The 22,077-nt window shown below is 66.9% G+C and carries 24 protein-coding genes; 17 read left to right on the top strand and 7 right to left on the bottom strand.

The genetic code is table 11. The annotated features are described in order from the left end of the window. Positions 1–251: 251 nt before the first annotated feature. Complete coding sequence (locus tag BMX17_RS05875; protein ID WP_092658552.1) at positions 252–1,094, top strand: MinD/ParA family ATP-binding protein; 843 nt, start codon at positions 252–254, stop codon at positions 1,092–1,094. Between the two features lie 87 nt (positions 1,095–1,181). Continuing rightward, positions 1,182–1,304 carry a hypothetical protein gene (locus BMX17_RS27260; RefSeq protein ID WP_280141362.1) on the top strand — a complete coding sequence of 41 codons (123 nt, stop codon included), beginning with the start codon at positions 1,182–1,184 and terminating at the stop codon, positions 1,302–1,304. Here BMX17_RS27260 and argS read toward each other — a convergent pair whose 3' ends face one another. The 3 genes from argS to BMX17_RS05860 form a co-directional block, all read right to left on the bottom strand. Further along, positions 1,305–3,068, bottom strand: a complete 1,764-nt coding sequence (gene argS, locus BMX17_RS05870) for an arginine--tRNA ligase (protein WP_092658551.1) — start codon at positions 3,066–3,068, stop codon at positions 1,305–1,307. Between the two features lie 266 nt (positions 3,069–3,334). Continuing rightward, complete coding sequence (locus BMX17_RS05865) at positions 3,335–3,886, bottom strand: HTH domain-containing protein (protein ID WP_092658550.1); 552 nt, start codon at positions 3,884–3,886, stop codon at positions 3,335–3,337. 47 nt (positions 3,887–3,933) lie between these two features. Then, the gene (locus BMX17_RS05860; protein ID WP_092658549.1) at positions 3,934–4,476 is read right to left on the bottom strand and encodes an HTH domain-containing protein; all 543 of its coding nucleotides are present in this window, start codon (positions 4,474–4,476) and stop codon (positions 3,934–3,936) included. A 186-nt stretch (positions 4,477–4,662) separates the two neighbouring features. Between BMX17_RS05860 and twy1 the strand changes: the two genes are divergently transcribed. The 5 genes from twy1 to BMX17_RS05835 all read left to right on the top strand — a co-directional run bounded on the left by twy1 (position 4,663) and on the right by BMX17_RS05835 (position 9,901). After that, positions 4,663–5,628 carry a 4-demethylwyosine synthase TYW1 gene (gene twy1, locus BMX17_RS05855; protein WP_092658548.1) on the top strand — a complete coding sequence of 322 codons (966 nt, stop codon included), beginning with the start codon at positions 4,663–4,665 and terminating at the stop codon, positions 5,626–5,628. A 235-nt stretch (positions 5,629–5,863) separates the two neighbouring features. Next, a complete protein-coding gene (locus BMX17_RS05850) occupies positions 5,864–6,565 on the top strand; it encodes a DUF120 domain-containing protein (protein ID WP_092658547.1) in 702 nt (233 codons plus the stop codon). Continuing rightward, positions 6,549–7,226 carry a 3,4-dihydroxy-2-butanone-4-phosphate synthase gene (gene ribB / locus BMX17_RS05845; protein ID WP_092658546.1) on the top strand — a complete coding sequence of 226 codons (678 nt, stop codon included), beginning with the start codon at positions 6,549–6,551 and terminating at the stop codon, positions 7,224–7,226. Before BMX17_RS05850 ends, ribB begins: the two co-directional genes overlap by 17 nt. 325 nt (positions 7,227–7,551) lie before the next feature. Further along, the gene (locus tag BMX17_RS05840) at positions 7,552–8,778 is read left to right on the top strand and encodes a glycosyltransferase family 87 protein (protein ID WP_170845339.1); all 1,227 of its coding nucleotides are present in this window, start codon (positions 7,552–7,554) and stop codon (positions 8,776–8,778) included. Between the two features lie 193 nt (positions 8,779–8,971). After that, positions 8,972–9,901: a branched-chain amino acid transaminase gene (locus BMX17_RS05835; protein WP_092658544.1), complete on the top strand. Its 930-nt coding sequence runs from the start codon at positions 8,972–8,974 to the stop codon at positions 9,899–9,901. Here BMX17_RS05835 and BMX17_RS05830 read toward each other — a convergent pair whose 3' ends face one another. The 3 genes from BMX17_RS05830 to BMX17_RS05820 form a co-directional block, all read right to left on the bottom strand. Further along, entirely contained in the window at positions 9,902–10,180 is a 279-nt protein-coding gene (locus BMX17_RS05830; protein ID WP_092658543.1) for a hypothetical protein, read from the bottom strand. A gap of 92 nt (positions 10,181–10,272) precedes the next feature. Continuing rightward, entirely contained in the window at positions 10,273–10,926 is a 654-nt protein-coding gene (locus tag BMX17_RS05825) for a DUF502 domain-containing protein (RefSeq protein ID WP_092658542.1), read from the bottom strand. 35 nt (positions 10,927–10,961) lie between these two features. Next, positions 10,962–11,792 (bottom strand): proline dehydrogenase family protein, encoded by an 831-nt coding sequence (locus tag BMX17_RS05820; RefSeq protein WP_092658541.1) that lies wholly within the window; start codon positions 11,790–11,792, stop codon positions 10,962–10,964. 85 nt (positions 11,793–11,877) lie between these two features. On the opposite strand from BMX17_RS05820, the gene BMX17_RS05815 reads away from it, so the two are divergent. From BMX17_RS05815 to BMX17_RS05800, 4 genes are read left to right on the top strand one after another with little or no spacing between them, the layout of a single operon-like run. Beyond that, positions 11,878–12,420 (top strand): CDP-2,3-bis-(O-geranylgeranyl)-sn-glycerol synthase, encoded by a 543-nt coding sequence (locus BMX17_RS05815; RefSeq protein ID WP_092658540.1) that lies wholly within the window; start codon positions 11,878–11,880, stop codon positions 12,418–12,420. A gap of 45 nt (positions 12,421–12,465) precedes the next feature. After that, positions 12,466–13,605 (top strand): hydroxymethylbilane synthase, encoded by a 1,140-nt coding sequence (hemC, locus tag BMX17_RS05810; RefSeq protein WP_092658539.1) that lies wholly within the window; start codon positions 12,466–12,468, stop codon positions 13,603–13,605. A 25-nt stretch (positions 13,606–13,630) separates the two neighbouring features. Further along, on the top strand, positions 13,631–14,410 hold the full coding sequence (gene cobA / locus BMX17_RS05805) for a uroporphyrinogen-III C-methyltransferase (protein WP_092658538.1): 780 nt from the start codon (positions 13,631–13,633) through the stop codon (positions 14,408–14,410). Continuing rightward, positions 14,407–15,144, top strand: coding sequence for a uroporphyrinogen-III synthase (locus tag BMX17_RS05800; RefSeq protein WP_170845338.1), 738 nt, complete (start codon positions 14,407–14,409; stop codon positions 15,142–15,144). The genes cobA and BMX17_RS05800 overlap by 4 nt, the downstream gene beginning before the upstream one ends. 17 nt (positions 15,145–15,161) lie before the next feature. Here the strand turns inward: BMX17_RS05800 and BMX17_RS25955 are convergent, their stop codons facing one another. After that, positions 15,162–16,574, bottom strand: coding sequence for a HEAT repeat domain-containing protein (locus BMX17_RS25955; protein WP_092658537.1), 1,413 nt, complete (start codon positions 16,572–16,574; stop codon positions 15,162–15,164). 144 nt (positions 16,575–16,718) lie between these two features. On the opposite strand from BMX17_RS25955, the gene BMX17_RS05790 reads away from it, so the two are divergent. The 6 genes from BMX17_RS05790 to BMX17_RS05765 all read left to right on the top strand — a co-directional run bounded on the left by BMX17_RS05790 (position 16,719) and on the right by BMX17_RS05765 (position 21,961). Continuing rightward, positions 16,719–18,131: a RecJ family nuclease gene (locus tag BMX17_RS05790; protein ID WP_092658536.1), complete on the top strand. Its 1,413-nt coding sequence runs from the start codon at positions 16,719–16,721 to the stop codon at positions 18,129–18,131. Positions 18,132–18,461: 330 nt separating this feature from the next. After that, positions 18,462–19,232, top strand: a complete 771-nt coding sequence (locus BMX17_RS05785) for a helix-turn-helix domain-containing protein (protein WP_092658535.1) — start codon at positions 18,462–18,464, stop codon at positions 19,230–19,232. A gap of 70 nt (positions 19,233–19,302) precedes the next feature. Continuing rightward, entirely contained in the window at positions 19,303–19,593 is a 291-nt protein-coding gene (locus BMX17_RS05780; RefSeq protein ID WP_092658534.1) for a hypothetical protein, read from the top strand. Positions 19,594–19,629: 36 nt separating this feature from the next. After that, a complete protein-coding gene (locus BMX17_RS05775; RefSeq protein ID WP_092658533.1) occupies positions 19,630–19,956 on the top strand; it encodes a DUF5783 family protein in 327 nt (108 codons plus the stop codon). Between the two features lie 42 nt (positions 19,957–19,998). After that, positions 19,999–20,403, top strand: coding sequence for a RidA family protein (locus BMX17_RS05770; protein WP_092658532.1), 405 nt, complete (start codon positions 19,999–20,001; stop codon positions 20,401–20,403). A 76-nt stretch (positions 20,404–20,479) separates the two neighbouring features. After that, positions 20,480–21,961: an NCS2 family permease gene (locus tag BMX17_RS05765; RefSeq protein WP_092658531.1), complete on the top strand. Its 1,482-nt coding sequence runs from the start codon at positions 20,480–20,482 to the stop codon at positions 21,959–21,961. Positions 21,962–22,077 lie beyond the last annotated feature (116 nt).

Raw genomic sequence — 22,077 nt, 5'->3', positions numbered from 1 at the left:
TGGGCGGTAAGTAACTGTTGACCGGGCGGGCCGGCCACGCGAGTGCGTCACATACCTTCATATGATCACTGGTTGAAATGGACCGTGGCGCTTTTCAACCATTGCGGGCGTGTATCTACCTAGCAGACGTCCGGGTGTCGGTGGCGGCGGTTCCGTTGTCCCGGGCGGGGCGCAGTCGTAGACGAGGGATAAAGCCCGTCAGACGCACGGGTTTATATGTTTCCCTTGTCTGTACCAAGTTAACAGGAAGTATGACGGGATACGTCTACACAATCGCAGGCGGGAAGGGCGGCGTCGGGAAGACCACGACGGCGATCAACGTCGCCGTGTCGCTCCAGGACGCCGGCCACGACGTGGTCGTGGTCGACGCCGACCTGGGGATGGCGAACCTGGGGGCGATGCTCGACGTGGACCACTCACCGAGCCTCCATCAGGTGCTCGCTGGCAAGGCGGCCGTCAGCGACGCGATTATCGAGGGGCCCGGCGGGATCACCGTGGTCCCCGGTGAGCGCAACCTGGAGGCCTTCGCCGACGCCGACCCCGCGAAGCTCCGAAAGGTCGTCAAGGCGCTCTCGACCGCCTACGAGATCGTCCTCATCGACACCGGAGCCGGGTTGAGCCACGAGACGACCGTCCCACTGGGACTGGCCGACGGCGTCTTGCTCGTCACCACCGCCGACGAGGTCGCCATCGGCGACACGATCAAGACTGCCCAGCTGGCCGAGCGGATCGACGGCGACGTCGTCGGCGCAGTGCTGACGCGGGCCGACGACGATACCAACGTCTCCGAGGTCGCCGACAAACTCGACATGGAGATGCTGGCGGTCGTCCCCGAGGATCAGGACGCGACCCGGAACGAACCGCTGCTCATCAACGACCCGGACAGCTACGCCGCCGAGGCCTACCGCCGCCTCGCCTCCACGCTCGAAGAGATCTACGAGGCAAACACCGAGGGCGGCGTCGAACCCGACAAGGAGTTCGAGCCGAGCGCGACGCCCGACACGGACGAAGAGTCACTCGACGAGAGCGAGGGCGACGACGACGGCGATGACGACGAGGACGACGAGGAAGGCGTGTTCGGCCTGTTCAACTAACCATTTGTACCCGCCACCCCCGTCGGGGCCGCACGCCCGTTCTTTCGAAGCGGTACATCTAAACCGTCCCTCCTGCCACGTCTCGGTATGGCAGACGACTCGATCCGACTGAGCTGGGTGCTGATCTTCCTGCTGTTGGCGCTCGGACTCGGTCTCGCGGCGGTCCAGTTCGCCGGGGGATCAGTGCTTCCGACGCTGTTCCCGGTATAGTCACATCGACTCGGGCGCAGCGACGCCGAGGACACGCAGAGCGTTGCCCACGGTGTGGCGTGCAGCGGCCACCAGCGCGAGCCGTGCGTCCCGTGTCTCGGTGTCGGCATCGAGCACCGGACACTCCCGGTAGAAGGCGTTGAACGCCTCCGCGAACTCCCGGGTGTAGGTCGCGACGACGTGTGGGTGGTGGTCGTCGGCCGCGTCCTCGATCACCGCCGGGAACCGGGCGATGGTCGCGAGCAGGCGACGTGCTTCCGGCGTGTCCAGGGCGTCGGCGTCGAAATCGGCGACCTCGGGCACCTCGTGGCCGGCCTCTCGGGCTTCCCCCAGGATGCCACAGGCGCGCGCGTGCACGTACTGGACGTACGGCGCGGACTGGGCCTCGAAGTCCAGCGCCCGGTCCCACTCGAAGGTGATGGCCTTGGCCGGCTGTTTCGAGACGATGTCGTACCGGACCGCGCCGATCCCGACCTGGTGGGCGATCCGTTCGACATCGTCCTCGTCCAGGTCGTCGTTCCGGAGCCGGTCTTCGAGGCGGTCCTCGACTTCCTCGCGGGCGCGGTCGATGGCCTCGTCCAGCAGGTCGTCCAGGTCGATCCCGGTCCCCTCGCGGGTACTCATCTTCCCCTCCGGGAGGTTGACGTACGAATAGAGGACCTGATCGAGCGGGTCGGTGTCGTGCCCGAGCAGGTCGAGGGTGGTCCGGACCTGCTGGGCCTGGAGCTTGTGGTCCTCGCCGAGTACGGTCACGGCGCGGTCGTAGTTCTCGAACTTCCACTCGTGGTGGGCCAGGTCCCGCGTGGCGTAGAGGCTGGTGCCGTCCGACCGCAGGAAGACGAGGTTCTTGTCGATCCCGTGGTCGTCGAGTTCGAGCTGCCAGGCGTCCTCCTCGTAGACCGCCTCGTCGAGGTCCTGTAGACGCTCGACCAGATCGTCGGTCGCCCCGTTGCGCATGAAGCGGGTCTCCTTGACGAACTCGTCGAACTCGGCGGGGAGACGGGCCAGACACTCCTGCATCCCGCCGAGGACGGTGTCGACGACCTCGCTGACGCGTTCGTAGGTCGCCTCGTCGCCCGCCTCCAGACCCTGCATGATCGACTGGATCTCGGCTTCGGCGGCCTCGACCTCGGACTCGGGAGCCTCGTCGAGGAAGGTGTTGCCCCGACGGTAGTACCGAACCATGTCGTACTCGGCGCGGTCCCGTTCCGGTTCGGGCAACTCCGCTTCGTCGAATGTCTCGTAAGCCCAGGTGAACACGGCCATCTGGCGGCCGGCGTCGTTGACGTAGTAGTGGCGATCCACGTCGTACCCGGCGAAATCGAGGACGTTCGCCAGCGCGTCGCCGATGATGGGGTTGCGCGCACGACCGACGTGGACCGGCCCCGTGGGGTTGGCGCTCGTGTGTTCGACGGCGACCGAGGCCCCCTTCGGGTCGAGTCGGCCGTACTCGTCGTCCTGGGCAGCTTCGAGTGTCGCCGCGAAGTAGGCGTCGCTGGGCAGGAAGTTCAGGTACGGCCCCTGCGTGGTCACGTCGCCGACGTAGTCGTAGTCGGCGGGGTCGATCTCGGCGGCGATGTCGGCGGCCACCTCGGGTGGGGCGGCACCGACTTCGCCGGCCAGCCGGAAGGCGACGCTCGATGCGAGGACGGCGTCGACGTCTTCCGGCGGCTCCTCGATCCCGAGGTCGTCGGTGGGGAGGTCGAGTGCGTCGAGTGCCCCCTCGACAGCGGCTTCGACCTCCCGGCGAGCGGCAAGGAACATACCCGCCTCTCCTCGGTCGCCGAATAAAGGGATGACGAACTGTCTGCCGCGTGTTCACCAGCGGTTCTCGGCGTCCCCGCGAGCGAAGCGAGCGGGGGCTCAGGAGAGCCTTGCTCTCCTGGCGTCCGGCTGAGCTTTGCGAAGCCGGGCTCGAAACCGTTTACCAGAGGGTTTCGGCGTCCCCGCGAGCGAAGCGAGCGGGGGCTCAGGAGAGCCTTGCTCTCCTGGCGTCCGGCTGAGCTTTGCGAAGCCGGGCCCGAAACCGTTTACCAGAGGTTTTCGGCGTCGCCCGAGACCGTCGGCGCCAGGCATCGGATCCCGTCCGTCGCGGCTTCGAGGCGAGCGAGTCCGTCCTCGACGCTGTGGTGCTCGCCGTCGAGCCAGCAGGGATAGACACCGGTGAGGCGGCCGCGCCGCCTGATCGTGAGACAGACCACCGGGAACACAATGTCACGCTCGCCCTCGTCGGTCGCACCGTCGGTCAGATCGGCCGGTGTGACGGAATCGAGTGTCTCTTGCTCCTGGAAGAACGGATGGAGGCGACCGCCGGCCTCGTCGACGGCGGCGCGCAACTCCTCGTAGAGGGAGACCGCTTCGACGGCCGCAGTCCCCTCGGGGGCAGGCACTCGAACGCGGTCACTCCAGTGCCCGGTCCGGAGTGTCGTCTCGTCGGCCCCCTCGGCAATCGTCTCCAGTCGCTCGGCGAGGCGTTGCTGTCGGCGTCGTGCGACCGACGACGGGTCCGAGCGAAGTCGGAGCGTCACCGTCGTCGGTCCGTCCGGAATCGTCGATGCAACGTCGGATTTGCGTGCTGTCATGGTATCCGGCCCTCCGTCACGGTAGTCCCGACGACTCGATCATTCACTCAGAGGTTCTCCGGGTCGCCCGGTTCCGTCGCGAGCGCGGAGAGCCCGTCCTCCACGCTATGATGGTCACCGTCTTTCCAGCAGGGGTACAGCCCTGTGAGGTCACCGTCCCGGCGGACGGTCAGACAGACCACCGGGAACACGATGACCCGATCCGTCGGTGGCCCCGCCGAGAGCAGACCGCCGACGGCCTCCCGGGTCTCGAAAAAGGGTTCGAGACGCGCGTCCGCGCGCTCGGCGGTTGTCTCGAACTCCTCGTACAGTTCGACCGGGGCCCGGTCACCGTCGTCACCGTCCGAGGGAACGGTCACCTTCGAACTCCAGCGCTCGACCCGAAGCTCGGGGACGACACCGTCGGACGCGAGCGACCGCAACCGGTCCAGCACGGTCCGTTGCCGCCGCGTCGCGGCCGCCGGAGCCGAGGACCGCAGATGCAGCGTCACCGTACAGTCGGTCTCGACCGCCGTTTCCGGTTCGGTCTCGGTCGTGCGCTCGGTCTCTCCCTGCTCGCCGCCGCGTTCGTTCACGACGTTCGTAGCCATACACAGACTTTGGGAAATAACACTAATAGTCTTTGCTCACAACGATCGTAGACTTCTGATCCTATTTCTACAGTGTTTGTATTATCATTCAGAGTTTCGAGGAACAGACGCGGAGGTGTGGGGCGAGCATCGAAACGACGCGACACCCGGGGGCTTTTGCCCGCGGGCGCGCAACGGAGTTTCAACATGAGCGACTCCGAGTCCGGGAGCGGGGGCCCCAAGCAGGTCTCGAATCCAGATTACCACAGCGAGAACCACACCGCCGCCCAGACCTGCGGGTGGACCAAAAACGCGCTCCGTGGGGAGGGGAAATGTTACAAAAAAATATTCTACGGGATCGAATCCCACAGGTGTATTCAGATGACGCCGGTCGTGAAGTGCAACGAGCGGTGTGTCTTCTGCTGGCGGGATCACCAGGGCCACGCCTACGAGATGGACGAGGTGGAGTGGGACGATCCCGAGGCCGTCGTCGACGCCAGCATCGAACTCCAGACGAAACTCCTCAGCGGCTTCGGCGGCAACGACGAGGTGCCCCGCGAGATGTTCGAGGAGGCCATGGAGCCCCGCCACGTGGCAATTTCCCTCGACGGCGAGCCCACCCTCTACCCCTACCTGCCGGAACTCATCGAGGCGTTCCACGACCGCGACATCACGACCTTCCTCGTCTCGAACGGGACCCGTCCAGAGGTACTGGCCGAGTGTGACCCGACCCAGCTCTACGTCAGCGTCGACGCCGCCGACCGGGCGACCTTCGATGAAACTGTCAAAGCCGTCGAGGACGACGCCTGGGAACGGTTGATCGACACGCTGGACGTGCTGGCCGAGAAAGACGAAACCCGGACGGTCCTGCGGACGACCTGCATCGAGGGACTGAATATGCACAATCCCGGCTGGTACGCATCGATGTACGAGCGGGCCGATCCGGACTTCGTGGAACTGAAAGCGTATATGCACGTCGGCCACTCGCGGGGGCGGCTGGACCGGGACTCGATGCCCGACCACGAGCGCGTCGTCGAGTTCGCCGAGGACGTGATGGAACATATGCCCCACGACGTGCTCAAGCAGGTTCCCGCCTCTCGCGTCGCGCTGCTCGCGACGGAGCGGAACACGCTGGTGCCGAAACTGCAGAAAGACAGCGAGTTCTGGGAGTAGCGAGGCGGGATCGGCGAGCGGTGAACGCAGTGAGCCGCGAGTAGCGAGACCCGGTTAGCGAGGTCTGACGCGACCATACCGACCACCGGTTCCCGAACACCTTCGAAACAATGCCTTTACATCGTTACCTCCAAATATCGAATCAGGAAACACTGTTTCCGTTCCTTTGCGTTCCAAAGACGTTACGCTCCCCATATTCGTTACGCTTATCCCTGCGACAGTCCAAGATTGGAGTATGGCACAGGCGAGTGAGGGGACGGTCGGATACGACGAGCTGGCGACGTTGAAATTGCTGGCGCTCGAGGGCGCACTCGAGGGTCAGGAGAAGGTGTCGTGTTCGGTGCTGGCCGAGGACCTCGACGCGTCGAACCAGACCGCCTCCCGCCGACTCCAGCGGCTCGACGACGCCGACTACGTCGAGCGGGAGATGGTCAGCGACGGGCAGTGGGTCGAGATTACCGGCGAAGGCGAGTCGGCGCTGCGCCGCGAGTACGCCGATTATCGGCGGATCTTCGAGCGCGACGCGGCCATCGAACTGCAGGGGTTCGTGACCAGCGGGATGGGCGAGGGTCGCCACTACATCTCGCTGCCGGGCTACATGGAGCAGTTCATCGAGAAACTCGGGTACGAGCCCTTCGCCGGCACGCTAAACGTCGATCTGACAGACGAGAGCGTTCGCGCCCGCGCCGGGATGGCTTCGCTGGAACCGGTCACCATCGAGGGCTGGGAGGACGACGAACGTACCTACGGCCCGGCCTTCTGTTATCCCGCCAGCGTCGAGGTGGGCGACTCCATCTACGAGCCGGCCCACGTCATCGCGCCCGAACGGACCCACCACGACGAGGACCAGCTGGAAGTGATCGCCCCGGAGAAACTCCGCGAAGCGATCGGGCTCGAAGACGACGACGAGGTCACGATCAATGTCACGGAGCGATAAGATGCACACGGAATCCCGGACCGGCGTCGACGACGCGCTCGCGGCCTTCCGCGACGGCGAGCCGGTCCTGATCCACGACGCCGCCGACCGCGAAGGCGAGACCGACCTGGTGTATCCCGCGGCGGCCGTCACCCCCGACGCCGTCGCCCGGATGCGCAACGACGCAGGCGGGTTGATCTGCACCGCGTTGAGCGACGAGGTGGCCGAGGCCTTCGACCTGCCCTTCCTGCAGGAAGTCATCGATCACCCCGTCGCGGCCGACCACGATCTGGACTACGACGAACGGTCGTCGTTCTCGTTGACGGTGAACCACCGCGACACGTTCACCGGCATCACCGACGAGGACCGGGCCCTGACCATCACCGAACTGGCCCAGGCCGCGGGCGACCCCGCCGACGCGGACTTCGCCGAGGCGTTCCGCGCTCCCGGCCACGTCCACCTGCTCCGAGCCGCACCGAACCTGCTGGACGATCGGCTCGGCCACACCGAGTTGGGCGTCGCGCTCGCGGCCGCCGCCGACCAGTCCCCGGCCGTCGTCGTCTGTGAGATGCTCGACGACGAGACCGGTGAGGCCCTCCCGCCCGCAGCCGCCCGCGCTTACGGCGAGCGCAACGACATCCCCTACGTCGAAGGGAGCGAGATCGTCGACCGCCTTCGCTAAGTCGCCTGCCACTCTTTTTCGCGCGTTTTGCCGCGTTTCACCTGCCCGACACAGACTCGTCGTCGACCCTTCGATAAACCAAATACCGCGATATAGAAATGGCGGTGGCGCGCACAGCACGGGCTCGGGAGGTGGGTGATGGGTTCGACGGGACGTTCGAGACGGTTCGTCCCAGGCCCAGAGCGGGAGGGGAGCCATCACGCACGAATTACAGGTCGATTCATTGTCAAAACCACAAGACACTTACTAGCCAGTGGACCAGTCGGAGACAGTGGCGCGAGAGAGAGCCGAGAGACAGCGATGGCTCGCACGGTGTGTTCTCGGGGTGGGGATACTCTTCGGACTCGGCTACCTGTGCTATCGGACGACGGTGACGCCGGATGGACTCGCGCTCGATTTCGAGATCTACCGGGCCGCCGCGGCCCATCTCTGGGGCGGGGAGCCGGTGTACGGGGAATCGCCGATCGGCGTGCCCGGACTCACGTATCGCTATCCACCCCTCCTGTTGCTGTGGTTCTCGCTGTTCCTGGGCGTGCCGCCAGCGATCGGGTTCGCCCTCCACACCGCCGTCGCGCTGTGTCTCAGCGGCGTTCTCGGGTGGACCCTGATCCGCCAGATCGAGCGATACGGTCCCGATCTGTACCGCCTCGATCGCGCCCTGATCGTCGGGTTCGTCGCGGTCAGTCCCATCGGCGCGCCGTCGCTGTTTTTCGGGAACGTGAACCACTACATGGCGGTGGCGATGGGGCTCGGGCTCGTCTGGCTCGACAGCGGGAAACAGGGCCGTGCCGGTGTGGCGCTCGCGCTGGCGGCTCTCCCGAAGGTGTTCCCGGCGGCGATCGGCATCTGGCTCCTCTGGCGACGTGCGTGGCGGGCGATCGCAGCGGCCGTCACGACGGGCGTCGGCTGTCTCGTCGCCGGGGCGGTTCTGTTCGGGCCGGCACGGACCAGGAACTACGTCACGCACGAACTCCTCCCGCGGTCGACACCCGACGTGTTCGCCGGCGGGTTACCACCGTCGAGCGTGTACGTCTCGCTCCGTCGGCCACTGTCGGTCGTCGTTCCCCGTGCGACGGCGGCCGAACTGGCCCTCGGGGCAGTGCTCCTCGTTGCACCCGCCCTGTACTACACGTACACCCGGAGTCGCGGCCCGGTCGACAGGATGGTCGCGGTGCTCGCGACGCTCAGTGCCGTACTGTTGGTCGTGCCGTCGTACAGTATGTACTTCGTGCTCCTGTTCTACCCGTTGCTTCCGCTGTTGTATCTCCTCGACCGCCCGGAGTCGACCGTCTTTGCCACCGGGGCCGCCCTCCTGACGCTGACACTGAAATTCGACGACGTCGTGCAGGTACTCGAATTCGCTGGGTTGCCGATCCCAGCCAGGGTCGCCGTTCTGGCCGGCGCTCGAACGGCCTACACGTTCGGGACGCCCGTTCTGTGGGGGACGCTATGTCTCCTGCTGGCGGGAGTCTGGCGGTTGCACGGACGCCAGGAAACCACCGCCGAGCCCACGAGTGCGAGCGGACAGCGGCGGCCACCCGGAGAGAGCTGAGCACCCGACGCCCCATTTCTATATCGCGAATATCGGTTTATCGGGTGCGATCGGGGACTTCGATCACGGGCCGTGTCCGGCGTATTGGTCCCACAAGTGACGTTTCAATGATAGTTAGAGGCCGGCGGTCGCCACGTGAGCCGTCGGCACGGCACGAAAACTGTTAAGAGCGGATTGGGCCAACCAATGAGCAATGGGATTCGACGAGATGGACGTCGACACGATCTGGCAGGACGGTGAGTTCGTCGACTGGGAGGACGCACAGGTTCACGTTCTCACACACGGGCTCCACTACGGCACCGGGATCTTCGAGGGCGTCCGGTGTTACGACACCGAGAACGGCCCCGCGATCTTCCGCTGGGAGGAACACCTCGACCGGTTCTACCAGTCGGGGAAGCCCTACGACATCGACATCCCGTTCAGCCGGGAGGAACTGACCGAAGCCACGAAGGAACTGATCCGCCGGCAGGATCTGGAGTCCTGTTACATCCGGCCGGTCGCGTTCTACGGGTACGAGGAACTCGGCCTGAACCCGTCGAACTGCCCGGTCGAGGTCGCCATCGCCGTCTGGCCGTGGGGCGCGTACCTCGGCGAGGAAGCGCTCGAAGAGGGCGTCGACGTGTCGATCTCCTCGTGGCGCAAGTACGGGTCCGATCAGATCCCAACCAACGCCAAGACGACCGGGCCGTACGTCAACAGCGTCCTCGCGAACCTGGAGGCGACGGGCAACGGCTACACGGAGGCCATCGTGCTCAACGGCGAGGGCAACGTCGCCGAGGGACCGGGTGAGAACATCTTCCTCGTCCGGGACGGCGAACTCTACACCACCGGGCTCGCCGAGTCGATCCTCGACGGCATCACGCGCCAGTCGCTCATCACCATCGCCGAGGATCTGGGCTACACCGTCCACGACGACGCGACGATTTCGCGGGGCGAACTGTACACCGCCGACGAGCTGTTCTTCACGGGGACGGCGGCGGAGGTCACGCCGATCCGGAGCGTCGACGACAACGAGATTGGCAGCGGGACCAAGGGCCCGGTCACCGACGAGTTGCAGACGAAGTTCTTCGAGGTCATCGAGCGCCGGACCGACGAGTACGAAGCGTGGTTCGACTACCTCTAACTAGCGGTTCTGAATCATCCGCTCGACGGAGTCGATGACGCCGCTGCGACCCGTTATCCGGTCCAGCACGCTTCCCATCCGTCGCTGCTCGAAGTAACTGGCGAAAGCCAGGAACGTCGGCGGCCACAGCCCGACGAACAGGCCCATCTCCTTGTTGTCACGGAGGAAGAACTCGTACCACGACAGGATCACCGACGCACCGGCGGCGATGACCCAGGGGTCAGTGCCGGTTTTCTGTGCCGCCTCGGTGACTTCCCGTTCGGGAGTGCTCGTTGCCATGCCCGCGAGAATTGTGTGAGGACGGGTTTAGTTACCCACCGCTTGGACGCGTCACGGAGAGTAAGCCCGGCTTCAGTACGGGTAAGCTCTGCTTAGTCGTCGCTGCCGTCCCCGTCGCTCGACAGTTCCTCGGTGACACTGATCGCGACGCTGTCGTCGCGTGACTCGCCGAACCCGGCACTGAGGATGCGCGTCAGGGCGTCCTCGACGCGTTCGTCCAGTTCCTCGTACTCGTCGGGTTCGACCTCGACGACGAATCCGGTGGTGATGTTGGGCGCGGTCGGGAGAAAGAGGACGTCGCGGCCGTCGGGCGTCGTCTTGCCGGTCTTGAACGCGGTCATGCGCAGGCCGTCCCAGGTCTCGATCTTGACTGGTTTCTGGAGGTCGTCGGTACCCGAGACGGCGGTTTCGACGGCCATCTTCGAGGCGTTGTAGACCACCCGCAGGCCGGGCAGGCGGTTCATCAGGTTGTCGAGAATGTCCTCGAAGATGTCGCCGAAGGCCGTCCGGCTGAGATACCCCACGGACAGTACCAGCAAGAAAAAGACCACGAGCGTCGTGAAGACGCGGATCAGCCCCAGTGCCTGCCGTGGCACCCCCAGACTCACCAGCACCTCGAAGTCGATGTTGAAGATGGCCGTCGAACTCGCGATGATCCCGTAGAGGTACGCGATGACGTACAGGGTGACGATGACGGGCAGCAAGACGATGAGTCCGCTCGCGATGTCCCGCTTCCAGGAGGCCATATTGCGGTGGGAAGTGGTTCTTGTGCCTCCCTTTACTAGTTGACGATTGCCCGCAAGGCGAAGGTCAGATTCCCCCGGCGTTCGGCGACGCGCCGGTAGAAATACGACAGCCACTTCTCCCCGTAGGGGACGTACTGCCAGACCTCGTGGTCGGCGGCCAGCCGCTCCTGAGCAGGTTCGCGCACGCCCATCAGCATCTGGATCTCGAACGGCGTCCCGTACTCCGCGTGGAGTCGGTCGGCGGTCGCGATCATCGCCGGGTCGTGACTGCCGACCGCGATGCCGCCCTCGCGCTCGGCGAAGGCCTGTGCCAGCAGCGTCCGGTAGGCGTCGTCGACCTGCTCGCTCGGCAGCGCCACCTCTTTCGGCGGGTCGTAGGCGCCTTTGACCAGCCGCACCTTCCCGGGGCAGTCGGCCAGCCGCGAGAGATCGTCGGGGGTGCGCCGGAGGTTCGCCTGGAGACAGACGCCGACCCCGCCGTCGTGGGCACGGGCCTCGGCCTCGTAGGCGTCCAGAGTGGCGTCGGTCGTCGTGTGATCCTCCATGTCGAGCCAGACGAACACGCCCGCCGCGTCGGCGTGGTCGACGATACGGGCGAGATTCTCCCGGAAGACCGACTCGTCCACGTCGAGACCGATCCCCGAGGGCTTGACCGAGAGACAGGCCCGGAGGTCCGTGCCGGCGATGTCTTCGAGCAGTGTGCAGTAGGTCGCGGTGTCCGCGTCCGCCGGCCCGCGCTCGTCGTAGTGTTCGCCCAGGAGATTGCAGATCGTCCCGATGCCCCGCTCGTCGAGTCGCCGCGCCCGCTCCAGCGCCACGGCCTCGGACTCCCCGGCGACGAACCGACTCGCGATCGGCGGGATCATACTGGCAAATATTGCCCCCACGGTACTGAGTCTGTCGCCCAGTTCGGGACCCTTAAGGACGGTGCTGACCCAGAACGGGGCAGGAATGGACATCGTCGGCGTACTCGCGGTGGCGTTCTGGGCGATGTTGCCCGCGTACGTACCCAACAACGCCGCAGTCCTGGTGGGTGGGGGGCCACCGATAGACGGCGGGCGGACCTGGAACGGGAAACGGTTGCTCGGCGACGGGAAGACCTGGCAGGGGACCGCCGGAGGGATCGCTGCCGGCGCGGCGCTGGCGCTGCTTTTGAATGCGATCCACCCGGTCGTCTCGGGGACGGTCGGCGGGCTCCCGGAGTTCACGCTCGTCGCCGCTGTCACGCTCCCGGCCGGCGCGTTGCTGGGCGACATCGGGGCGTCGTTCCTGAAACGCCGGACGGGGCGGGAGCGCGGGGCGGCGTTCCCCGGCCTCGACCAGCTCGACTTCGTGGTCGGGTCGCTAGGGCTCACAGTCGTGTTCGCACCGGACTGGTTCTTCGCGACCTTCACGGTTCCCGTGCTGGTGGTCGTGCTGGTCATCACGCCCGTCCTGCACGTCGGGACGAACTTCGTGGCCTACAAGCTCTCGCTGAAGAGCGAGCCGTGGTAGGGCCGAACTGATGTACTTTTCACCCCAGGCCGACGAGGGGCGGGTATGACTACAGACAGGACGCTCCGGCTGGCGACCCGGGGGTCCGACCTCGCTCTGCGGCAGGCCGCCACGGTAGAGGAAGCCCTGGCGAGCCGGCGGCAGTCGGTCGACCTCGTCGAGGTCGAGACCACCGGCGACCAGATACAGGACGAACTCATCCACCGCCTCGGCAAGACCGGGGCCTTCGTCCGCAGTCTCGACCAGCAGGTACTCGACGGGGAGGTCGACGCCGCCATCCACTCGATGAAGGACGTTCCGACCGAGAGCCCGCCGGACCTGATCGTCGCCGGCGTCCCCGAACGCGGCCCGGCCGGTGACGTGCTCCTGACGCCGGACGGCACAGGACTGGCAGACCTCCCCGAGGGCGCGACCGTCGGTACCGCCAGCCTCCGGCGGGCAGCGGAGCTTCGGGCCGAGCGCCCGGACCTGGAGATCGAACCGCTCCGGGGCAACGTCGACACGCGCGTCGAGAAGTTACTCGCCCCGTCGCTCCAGCGCGAACACGAGCGGCGACTGGAGCGTGCTGTCGGGGAGCAAAACGACGACGACGTGGACGCCGACGACCTCGACCCCGAGAACCTCTCTGCGGCCGTGATGGCCGAGATCGAGGACTGGTTCGACGGGCTCCACGAGATCGAGCGCCGCGCGACCGAGCGCGAGGTCGAAGTCGAGTACGACGCCATCGTCCTCGCGGAGGCGGGGCTGGACCGGACGGGCCTGCTCCACGCCGTCGAATTCGAGCGGTTGCCGACGGATACGTTCGTGCCCGCACCCGGCCAGGGCGCGCTGGCGGTGACGGCGCTGGACGACGACGTGGGTGCCCAGATCCACGACCGGCTCGATCACCCGTCGACGCGGGTGGCGACGAGCGTCGAACGGATCGTCTTAGACGAGTTGGGTGGGGGCTGTGTCGCGCCCATCGGCGTCCACGCCACGGTGCAGGGGTCAGTCGTCCACACGGTCGTCCGCGTCCTCAGCCGGGACGGGACCGAGGAAGTGGCCGCCTCGCGCGATCTCCCCGTCGAACGCCACGCACGGGCCGCCAGCGATCTGGCCGCGGAACTCCGCGAGCAGGGAGCCGCCGACCTGATCGAGCGAGCCAAACGCGAGGAACCGGACGAACGGAAACGAGAGGACTCTTAATCGGGGACACGAAAGGCCGCTCATCATGACAGCCGACGCCGACATCGCACCGGGGACAGTCTACCTCGTCGGGAGCGGCCCTGGCGACCCCGACCTCCTGACGGTCAAGGCGAAACGCCTGCTCGAGGAGGCCGACGTGGTCCTCCACGACAAACTCCCCGGCCCCGACATCATCGGGATGATCCCCGAGGAGATCCGCGAGGACGTGGGCAAGCGCGCCCGCGGCGAACGCACCTCCCAGCAGTACACGAACGAACGCATGGCGGAACTTGCCCACGACGGCAAGACCGTCGTCCGGCTGAAAGGCGGCGACTCGTTCGTCTTCGGCCGCGGGGGCGAGGAGATGGTGTACCTCGCCAAGCACGCCGTTCCCTTCGAGGTCGTCCCCGGCGTGACCGCCGCCATCGCCGGCCCGGGCGTCGCGGGGATTCCGGTTACCCACCGCGACTACGCCTCCTCGGTGTCGTTCGTCACCGGCCACGAGGATCCCACGAAAGAGGACTCGGCGGTCGACTGGGGGGCGCTGGCCGACACCGGCGGGACCATCGTCGTCCTGATGGGCGTCGGGAAGTTGCCCGAGTACACCCGCGAACTCCGGGAGGCGGGCATGGACCCGGACACGCCCGTCGCACTGGTCGAACGGGGAACCTGGCCCGACCAGCAGGTCGCCACGGGGACGCTTTCCACCATCGTCGACGCCCGCGACGATATCGGGATCGAACCGCCCGCAGTCACCGTCATCGGCGACGTGGCTCGCGAGCGCCAGCGCGTCGTCAAGTTCCTGCAAAACGGGGCCGAGTCGTGACCGACCGCCCCCGCATCGCCGCCTTCCGGCCCGACGACGAGCGCATCACCGAGGCGGTCGAGTTGCTCGACGAACTGGGAGCCGATCCGGTCCCGGACCCGATGCTCGAAGTCGACCCGACCGGAGCCGTCCCCCGCTCCGACGCCGACTACGCCGTCTTCACCAGCAAGACCGGCGCGGAGTTGATCGCCGAGGCCGACTGGACTCCGGGCGAGACGACGGTCTGTGCCATCGGCGACCCCACCGCGGCCGCGCTGGCGGCCGAAGGCTACTCCGTCGATCTGGTACCTGCGGAGTTCTCGTCGTCCGGACTTGTCGATACCCTCGAAGGAACCTGTGACGGAGCACGAATCGAGGTCGCCCGGAGCGACCACGGGAGTTCGGTGTTGCTCGACGGGCTGAACGACGCCGGGGCGTACGTCCACGAGACGGTGCTGTACCGGCTCACCAGACCTGCCGAGGCCGGCGAGTCCGCCGAGCTGGCGGCCGCCGGCGAGCTGGACGCGGTGCTTTTCACCTCCTCGCTGACCGTCGAACACTTCCTGGACGCGGCCGACGACCGGGGGGTCCAGGACGACGCAGTGGCGGGCCTCGCGGACGCCGTGGTCGCCGTCATCGGCGAGCCGACGGCCGAGACGGCCCGCGCACACGGACTCTCGGTCGACGTGGTTCCCGACCAAGCGGACTTCGAGACACTGGCTCGCGACGCGGTCGCGGCGGCCAGTTCGGACTGATTTACACGAAGGCAATTCTACTCGTCGACGGTCAGTGAGACGTTTCGTGCCCGGAACGCGCGGCCCTCCTCGAAGACCGCCATCATCGGTTCGGTCCCGAACGGGCGGAAGGTGATACGGTAGCCCTGGTGTTCGTTCTCGCCGGTGACCCGGTAGCGGCCGTTCCGGTAGCCGGCGGTCCCGACCCGCACGTCGTGGGTCGCGCCTTCGAGTTCGAAGGCGAGGCGGTCGCCGGGTGTGGCGGCGAGCAGGCGGGCGCGACCGGGTTCGAGTGCCAGCAGGTCTTCGACGCGGTAGTCGTGGCAGTCCTCGCCGTCGACGTGGGTCGCCTCGATGCCGTCGGTCGCCCGGTGGAGCGTGATCCCGTAATCGGCGGCGGGGTTGTGGAGGTGGACGACGGCGCGGTCGCCGGAGGGCGGGAATCGCGGGGCGGCGAGCCACTCCTGGCGCGTCTCGAAGTCCTCACGGCGGACACTGTGTGACGCCATGGCCGCCTCGTCGGTCGCGGTGTAGTCCCGGACGACGCTGGTGGTCTTGCCGACGAGAAACGGTGTGCCGTGTCGGTCGCTCTGAGCGTCGGTCGTGTCCCCGCCGTCACCCGAATCCACCCCGACGGCGTCGGTCCGGACCGCGACCCACGTCCCCAGGGTCGCACTCTCGAACGCCGAGTCGGGGACGGTGGGGTCGGTGTGAGTCGCGGCGGCCGCTCTGGCGGCGCGGGCCCGTTCCCGAACCAGCGGGTGGCTGTCCGCCCGGGCGCGCTCCCGGAGCGCCTCGTCGACCCAGGACTGGTCGGTGACGGCGGCCAGACGGCAGGCGGCCTGGCGAACGCTGGCCACCGCCGCGGTCACGAGTTCGCGGAGGCGGTCCGACACCACGTCACACAGGCCAGGATAGGCGCGTTCGAGCGGGCGCAGTGTCCGCAGGACGGACACCTGCACGGGGTAGTGTTCGTCGAGCAACGCCCGGGTGAGTTCGTCCGCGTGGGGTTCGAGCAGTTCGGGATAGGACGGCGCCAGCGAGGACAGGGCCCAGGCCACGTTGCTCCGGACGCTTTTCACGTCGGAGAGCGGTGCGATCAGCGCGGGGACGGCAAACCGGACGCGTCGTGGGCGTTCGGCGGCCAGTTCCGCCAGCGGGCGGGCGACGCAGGCCCGCACGGCGGTCACTTCGTCGTCCAATGCCCCGACCAGCGGGTCGACCACGGGCGCGATAGCGGTCGGTTCGGCGACGCCGACCTCGAACAGCGCGTTGGCCACGTCCCGGCGCACCGACTCCTGCTCGTCGCCGAGCGCGTCGACGAGCCGCGCGAGCGAGCCCTGCAACCGCAACGGTTGCTCGGCGGCCGCCTCCCTGATCGTCCGGGCCGCGAGCCGCCGCTCGGTCTCGCTACCCTCGCTCAACGCCCGCAACGGGAGGTCGGTGGTCATGCCAATCCGTGGTACGTGGTCCCGCCACACGAGCCTAAGTCTTCCGGAAACCGGGGAAACCACCGGACAGCAGTCCGATCCATGGCCGATAGGTCGGGTCGCGGACCGGAGGTTTAAACCGGAGACCGCGATAAGAAACGCGCGATGGCCGGCCCAGTGCAAGCGCTCGAAGATCGCGCCGTGGCGTGTGCAGACCGCCTGCAGTCCGCCGAACGGGTGTTGCTCGCCTCACACATCGACGCGGACGGACTGACGAGCGCGGGAATCGCCGCGACGGCTCTGGAACGGGCCGGGATCGAGTTCGAGGTCGTCTTCAAGAAACAGCTCGACGACAACGAGATCGCGACCATCGCGGCCCGCGAGGAAGAGACTGTCCTCTTTACCGACTTCGGGAGCGGCCAGCTCGACGCCATCGCCGCCCACGAGGCCGCGGGCGATTTCACGCCCGTGATCGCCGATCACCACCAGCCCGCCGAGAGCGACACCGAGTACCACCTGAATCCGCTCCTCGAGGGACTCGACGGGGCCTCGGAACTCTCCGGGGCGGGCGCGAGTTACGTCCTCGCGCGGGCGCTGGAGGGCGAGGACGTGGACAACCGCGATCTGGCCCGTCTGGCGGTCGTCGGTGCCGTCGGCGATATGCAGGCAGTCGGTGGCGAACTGGTGGGAGCCAACCGCGAGATCGTCGCCGAGGGCGTCGAGGCGGGCGTCCTCGAAGAGGGGACCGACCTCGCCTTTTACGGGAAACAGACCCGCCCACTCCCCAAGCTGCTCGAATACGCCAGCGAAGTCAGGATTCCGGGGATCTCCAACGACGGGAACGGGGCAATCCGGTTTCTCGACGGACTGGGGTTGGACCTGAAACGCGACGGCGAGTGGCGGCGCTGGGTCGATCTCGACCACGAGGAGCGCCGGACCGTCGCCAGTTCGCTCGTCCAGCAGGCGCTCAAGAAGGGCGTCCCGGCCGACAAGGTCGACGGCCTCGTGGGGACGACCTACACGCTGCTGGCCGAACCCGAGGGGACCGAGTTGCGCGACGCCAGCGAGTTTTCCACTCTCCTGAACGCGACCGCTCGCTACGAGCGGGCCGACGTGGGCCTGGCGGTCTGTCTCGGCGACCGCGCCGACGGCCTCGACCGAGCGCGCAAACTCCTGCGGAACCACCGCCGGAACCTCTCGGAAGGGCTCCAGTGGGTCAAAGAGACCGGCGTCACCCAGGAGGAGAACCTCCAGTGGTTCGACGCGGGCGAGGAGATCCGCGAGACCATCGTCGGCATCGTGGCTGGAATGGCCGTCGGCGTCGACGGCGTCGATCGGAACCGCCCCATCGTCGCCTTCGCCCGGAATAACGACGAGGAGACGAAGGTGTCGGCGCGAGGGACCGGCCGCCTCGTGGCCCAGGGACTGGACCTCTCGGCGGTGATGGGCGAGGCCAGCGAGGCCGTCGGCGGCGGCGGGGGTGGTCACGACGTGGCCGCCGGCGCGACCGTCCCCACGGGTCGAGAGCAGGAGTTCGTCGAAGTGGCCGACGAAATCGTCGGCGACCAGCTCGGGTAGGTCGCCAACCGGCGAATTTGATATAGCGACATCGGCTGTATTACTGCAGCCCAGCGCCACCGTCGTGAAGACGGCGAGAACTATCGGTAACGGTCGTAATCGTCGGCAAGAGAGGGGTAGCGGTGCAGGAGGCCGGGAGAGTTGGGCGGTCGGTGGTCACTCGGTTTGGTCAACGAGACGGATACCGACGCGGGTTGGACGCGCTACCGCACAGCCGTCCCATCGGCCGTCCCGAAAACACCGGAAAGCCGGGTTCGTCACGGCCGTCGCCATCCCCCCTGGCGCTACCGCCGCGTCCGCACCGCATACGGACGGAGGTGTGGCTTGGAGATGTGTGTTCTCACGGTCATGCTCATATTTTTATATGTCGTGGACGTACTCGACGGTGAAACAGTGGGGGAGATCATGCAGGAAGTCGCGTTCAGATTGACGCCGGAACGGGGGTACTTCGACCGCGGGGAGCGGGCGCTGTGGGACGTCGACGTGTACTTCGAGGCCATCCGCTCGTTCGAGTTCCTGTCCGACGAGTCGGTGGTCGTGGTCTACGAGGTCGACGGGGACGCGGAGACGTTGCGTCGGTGTCTCGACGCGGTTCCGGAGAAGGTCCGCGACGCGACGATTACGGCGGAGGGTGACACACTGGTCGCGCAGGTGCACTTCTACCCCGATGAGACGTTCGCGGAACTGCTTGCGGTCCACCGGTCGTTCGGTGCCTCCGTCGAGTTCCCCATCCAGTTCGTCGACCACGAGCCTTCGATACTGGAACTGGTCGAGACGGGGCCACAGACGGTGTTACGGGAGCGACTGGCGAAGACGCGCGAGTTGGCCGACGTGCACGTCGAGTACGTCCGTCGCCACGAGCCCCAGACAGCACGCCGGTTCGGGGGACTGACCGACCGCCAGCGTGAGGTGCTGGTCGCCGCCGTCGAGTGTGGCTACTACCGGACCCCGCGGGAGGCGACCCACGAGGACATCGCGGCGGAACTGGATTGCTCGGCCAGCGTCGTCGGCCAGCATCTCCGCCGGATCGAGCAACAGCTCGTCTCGGCGACGGTGCCCGAGCAACTGGCCGACGGCCGCACCAGCGACGCGAACAGCTGATTCCGCGGTCGACGACGGGGCATGGTAACGGCCACCAGACCTAAGCCAGTCCAACCACCACTAAGGTGCCATGACCGATTCAGACGCCGACGAGGCCACCGAACGGGAGCGGCTCATCTTCGGCGCGGGCTTTGCCTTCGGCGTGATGTTCACCATGTCGATTCTGGCGGTCGTGGTCGCGACGGTCGTCCCACGGCCGGTCGGGCTGGCGAGCCTGCTCACGTCGGCGGTCCTGCTCCCGATCGTCGCGGCGGTCCTGCTCGCGGCGGTGGCCGGCGTCGCGCTGTACACCTTCGCGCTCCCCGAACACGGGTTCGGGCTGGCCGGGGTCACGCTGTTCGGCGACGCCGACGGCGAGTAACGGATCGTTTTAGGGCTGGCTCACCCAGAGACAGGTATGGCCGAGTTCGACCCCGAGCAGTTCGAGGACAAGTACGCGAACTACTTCACGGAGCTCCAGCGGGCCTACAAGAACGCCTTCCAGACCATGAACGACCGCTTCGATTCGGAGTTGATCCACGGGATCGACCAGTTCGTCCTCTCGGAGAGCGAGCCGTTCTACGAGGGCGAGGGCCAGTTCCGGATCGAGTTGCCCGAGGATCCCTACGACCGGCTCCAGGGCGTCGTCGTCGGCGAGGAGAAGTTCGAGGAGATCATGGATCGGTATCTCGACGAGATCGAGACGGAGCTCCAGCGCGTGTTCGGGTTCGACACGAGCGAGTGAGCGGTCGGGTAGCTATTTTGTGGTGGCGGGCGACGGCTCAGTATGGACCGGCAGCGCGTCTCGTCGGGCACCGAGTGGGAGGAGCAGGTGGGCTACTCGCGGGCCGTCCGCACGGGTGACAGAGTGGTCGTCTCGGGGACGACCGCGACCGACGACGACGGCGAGCCCGTCGCCGTGGGTGACCCGTACGGACAGACGAAACGAGCCCTCGAGATCGTCGAATCGGCGCTGGCCGAGGCCGGCGCGAGCCTCGACGAGGTGATCCGCACGCGGCTGTACGTCGTCGACGCCGACGACTGGCCGGCGGTCGGGCGGGCCCACAGGGAGGCGTTCGGTGAGGCCCGTCCCGCCGCGACGATGGTCCAGGTCGACGGCCTGATCGATCCCGACCTCGCGGTGGAGATCGAGGCCGAGGCCGTCGTCGGCTCGACCCGAGACCGGCGGTAGAGAGGTGTTGACTCCCGAACACTACCTCAGAAGTAATACATAACACCCTGGAGATTTTCCTTGGCGACAACACAGTATGTCCGACGGACCGGCGGCCGACGACGTGGCGACGGACGGGGGCCAGAACTCCTGGTTCGCGAACTACTTCGGGTTCGCAGAACACGGCACGGACCTGCGGACCGAGATCGTCGCGGGGATCACGACCTTCCTGACGATGAGTTACATCGTCGTGGTGAACCCGGCGATCATGACGCAGTTCCCGGGGCCGAACGGCAAGCCCGGGATCGCCATCGAGGGGTATACGCCAGGCGAGGTCCAGCAGATGCTCGCCGTCGTGACGATCCTCGCGGCGGCAGCGGCGATCTTCGTGATGGCCTTCTACGCCAACAGGCCGTTCGGACAGGCCCCTGGCCTCGGTCTGAACGCCTTCTTCGCGTTCACGGTCGTCGGTGCGATGGGGGTCCCCTGGCAGACCGCGCTCGCCGCGGTCGTGACCGAAGGGGTGCTGTTCATCCTCCTGACGGCGGTCGGCGCGCGCAAATACATCATCGAGTTGTTCCCCGAACCCGTGAAGTTCGCCGTCGGGACCGGGATCGGACTCTTTCTTGCGATCATCGGCCTGGAAGCGATGCGGATCGTCGTGGACGACCCCGAGACGCTCGTGACGCTGGGGCCCATCGCCACCGATCCTGTCGCGATCCTCTCGGTGATCGGCCTGTTCCTGACGCTGATGCTGTACGTGCGCGGTCTGAAGGGTGCGATCGTCATCGGCATCCTGGCGACGGCGATCATGGGTGCGGTCGCGACGCTGGCCGGCCTCGTCGAACCGGGCGTGGCGGCCGCGGACTTCGTCCGCAACGGCGGCCTCGACATGAGTCAGATGACCGCGGCCCAGTACGACATCACGCCGCTGTTCGGCGCCTTCCTCGACGGGTTCGCGAACGTCGACGCCTTCGCGTTCTCTCTGGTCGTGTTCACCTTCTTCTTCGTGGACTTTTTCGACACCGCCGGCACGCTGACCGGCGTCTCACAGGTCGCGGGCTTTCTCGACGACAAGGGGAACCTCCCCGAGATCGAGAAGCCGCTGATGGCCGACGCCATCGGGACGACCGTGGGCGGCATCCTCGGCACCTCGACCGTGACGACCTACATCGAGTCCTCGACCGGCGTGGAGGAGGGCGGCCGGACCGGCATGACCGCGCTCGTGGTCGGCCTGCTCTTCCTCGCGGCGCTGATCGTCGTCCCGCTCGCGGCGGCGATTCCGCTCTACGCCTCCCACATCGCGCTGGTGGTCGTCGCCCTGCTGATGCTCCAGAACGTCACGGACATCCAGTGGGACGACCTCTCCCACGCCGTGCCGGCGGGCATGATCATCCTGATCATGCCGCTGACCTACTCGATCTCCTACGGGATCGCCGCGGGGATCATCAGCTATCCCCTCGTGAAAGCCGCACAGGGCGAGTGGCGTGACGTGCACGTCGGCCAGTGGCTGCTGGCCGCTGCCTTCGTCGTCTACTTCGCCGTCCGGACCAGCGGCGTGCTGACGACGGTCGCCTGACCACAGCGGTTCGCGAGCCCGCCAGAAATCTCCGATTTCTGGAGACGTCTTTGCGCGAGTGGGTCGCTTTGCGACCCCGAGCGGAAAAAGGTGGGAGACCAAAAGCCTAAGCACGG

It is taken from the genome of Halorientalis persicus, from assembly GCF_900110215.1.
GTDB classification, from domain to species: Archaea; Halobacteriota; Halobacteria; order Halobacteriales; family Haloarculaceae; genus Halorientalis; species Halorientalis persica.
The sequence above is the reverse complement of the archived record's forward strand: the minus strand, read 5'-3'. Positions and strand labels throughout refer to the sequence as shown.

What these genes read in the sequence shown, in the direction of transcription:
- BMX17_RS05875 (WP_092658552.1), top strand. Translation starts at nt 252, where the DNA reads ATGACGGGATACGTCTACACAATCGCAGGCGGGAAGGGCGGCGTCGGG.
- BMX17_RS27260 (WP_280141362.1), top strand. Translation starts at nt 1,182, where the DNA reads ATGGCAGACGACTCGATCCGACTGAGCTGGGTGCTGATCTTCCTGCTG.
- argS (WP_092658551.1), bottom strand. Translation starts at nt 3,068, where the DNA reads ATGTTCCTTGCCGCTCGCCGGGAGGTCGAAGCCGCTGTCGAGGGGGCA.
- BMX17_RS05865 (WP_092658550.1), bottom strand. Translation starts at nt 3,886, where the DNA reads ATGACAGCACGCAAATCCGACGTTGCATCGACGATTCCGGACGGACCG.
- BMX17_RS05860 (WP_092658549.1), bottom strand. Translation starts at nt 4,476, where the DNA reads ATGGCTACGAACGTCGTGAACGAACGCGGCGGCGAGCAGGGAGAGACC.
- twy1 (WP_092658548.1), top strand. Translation starts at nt 4,663, where the DNA reads ATGAGCGACTCCGAGTCCGGGAGCGGGGGCCCCAAGCAGGTCTCGAAT.
- BMX17_RS05850 (WP_092658547.1), top strand. Translation starts at nt 5,864, where the DNA reads ATGGCACAGGCGAGTGAGGGGACGGTCGGATACGACGAGCTGGCGACG.
- ribB (WP_092658546.1), top strand. Translation starts at nt 6,549, where the DNA reads ATGTCACGGAGCGATAAGATGCACACGGAATCCCGGACCGGCGTCGAC.
- BMX17_RS05835 (WP_092658544.1), top strand. Translation starts at nt 8,972, where the DNA reads ATGGGATTCGACGAGATGGACGTCGACACGATCTGGCAGGACGGTGAG.
- BMX17_RS05830 (WP_092658543.1), bottom strand. Translation starts at nt 10,180, where the DNA reads ATGGCAACGAGCACTCCCGAACGGGAAGTCACCGAGGCGGCACAGAAA.
- BMX17_RS05825 (WP_092658542.1), bottom strand. Translation starts at nt 10,926, where the DNA reads ATGGCCTCCTGGAAGCGGGACATCGCGAGCGGACTCATCGTCTTGCTG.
- BMX17_RS05820 (WP_092658541.1), bottom strand. Translation starts at nt 11,792, where the DNA reads ATGATCCCGCCGATCGCGAGTCGGTTCGTCGCCGGGGAGTCCGAGGCC.
- BMX17_RS05815 (WP_092658540.1), top strand. Translation starts at nt 11,878, where the DNA reads ATGGACATCGTCGGCGTACTCGCGGTGGCGTTCTGGGCGATGTTGCCC.
- hemC (WP_092658539.1), top strand. Translation starts at nt 12,466, where the DNA reads ATGACTACAGACAGGACGCTCCGGCTGGCGACCCGGGGGTCCGACCTC.
- cobA (WP_092658538.1), top strand. Translation starts at nt 13,631, where the DNA reads ATGACAGCCGACGCCGACATCGCACCGGGGACAGTCTACCTCGTCGGG.
- BMX17_RS25955 (WP_092658537.1), bottom strand. Translation starts at nt 16,574, where the DNA reads ATGACCACCGACCTCCCGTTGCGGGCGTTGAGCGAGGGTAGCGAGACC.
- BMX17_RS05790 (WP_092658536.1), top strand. Translation starts at nt 16,719, where the DNA reads ATGGCCGGCCCAGTGCAAGCGCTCGAAGATCGCGCCGTGGCGTGTGCA.
- BMX17_RS05785 (WP_092658535.1), top strand. Translation starts at nt 18,462, where the DNA reads ATGTGTGTTCTCACGGTCATGCTCATATTTTTATATGTCGTGGACGTA.
- BMX17_RS05780 (WP_092658534.1), top strand. Translation starts at nt 19,303, where the DNA reads ATGACCGATTCAGACGCCGACGAGGCCACCGAACGGGAGCGGCTCATC.
- BMX17_RS05775 (WP_092658533.1), top strand. Translation starts at nt 19,630, where the DNA reads ATGGCCGAGTTCGACCCCGAGCAGTTCGAGGACAAGTACGCGAACTAC.
- BMX17_RS05770 (WP_092658532.1), top strand. Translation starts at nt 19,999, where the DNA reads ATGGACCGGCAGCGCGTCTCGTCGGGCACCGAGTGGGAGGAGCAGGTG.
- BMX17_RS05765 (WP_092658531.1), top strand. Translation starts at nt 20,480, where the DNA reads ATGTCCGACGGACCGGCGGCCGACGACGTGGCGACGGACGGGGGCCAG.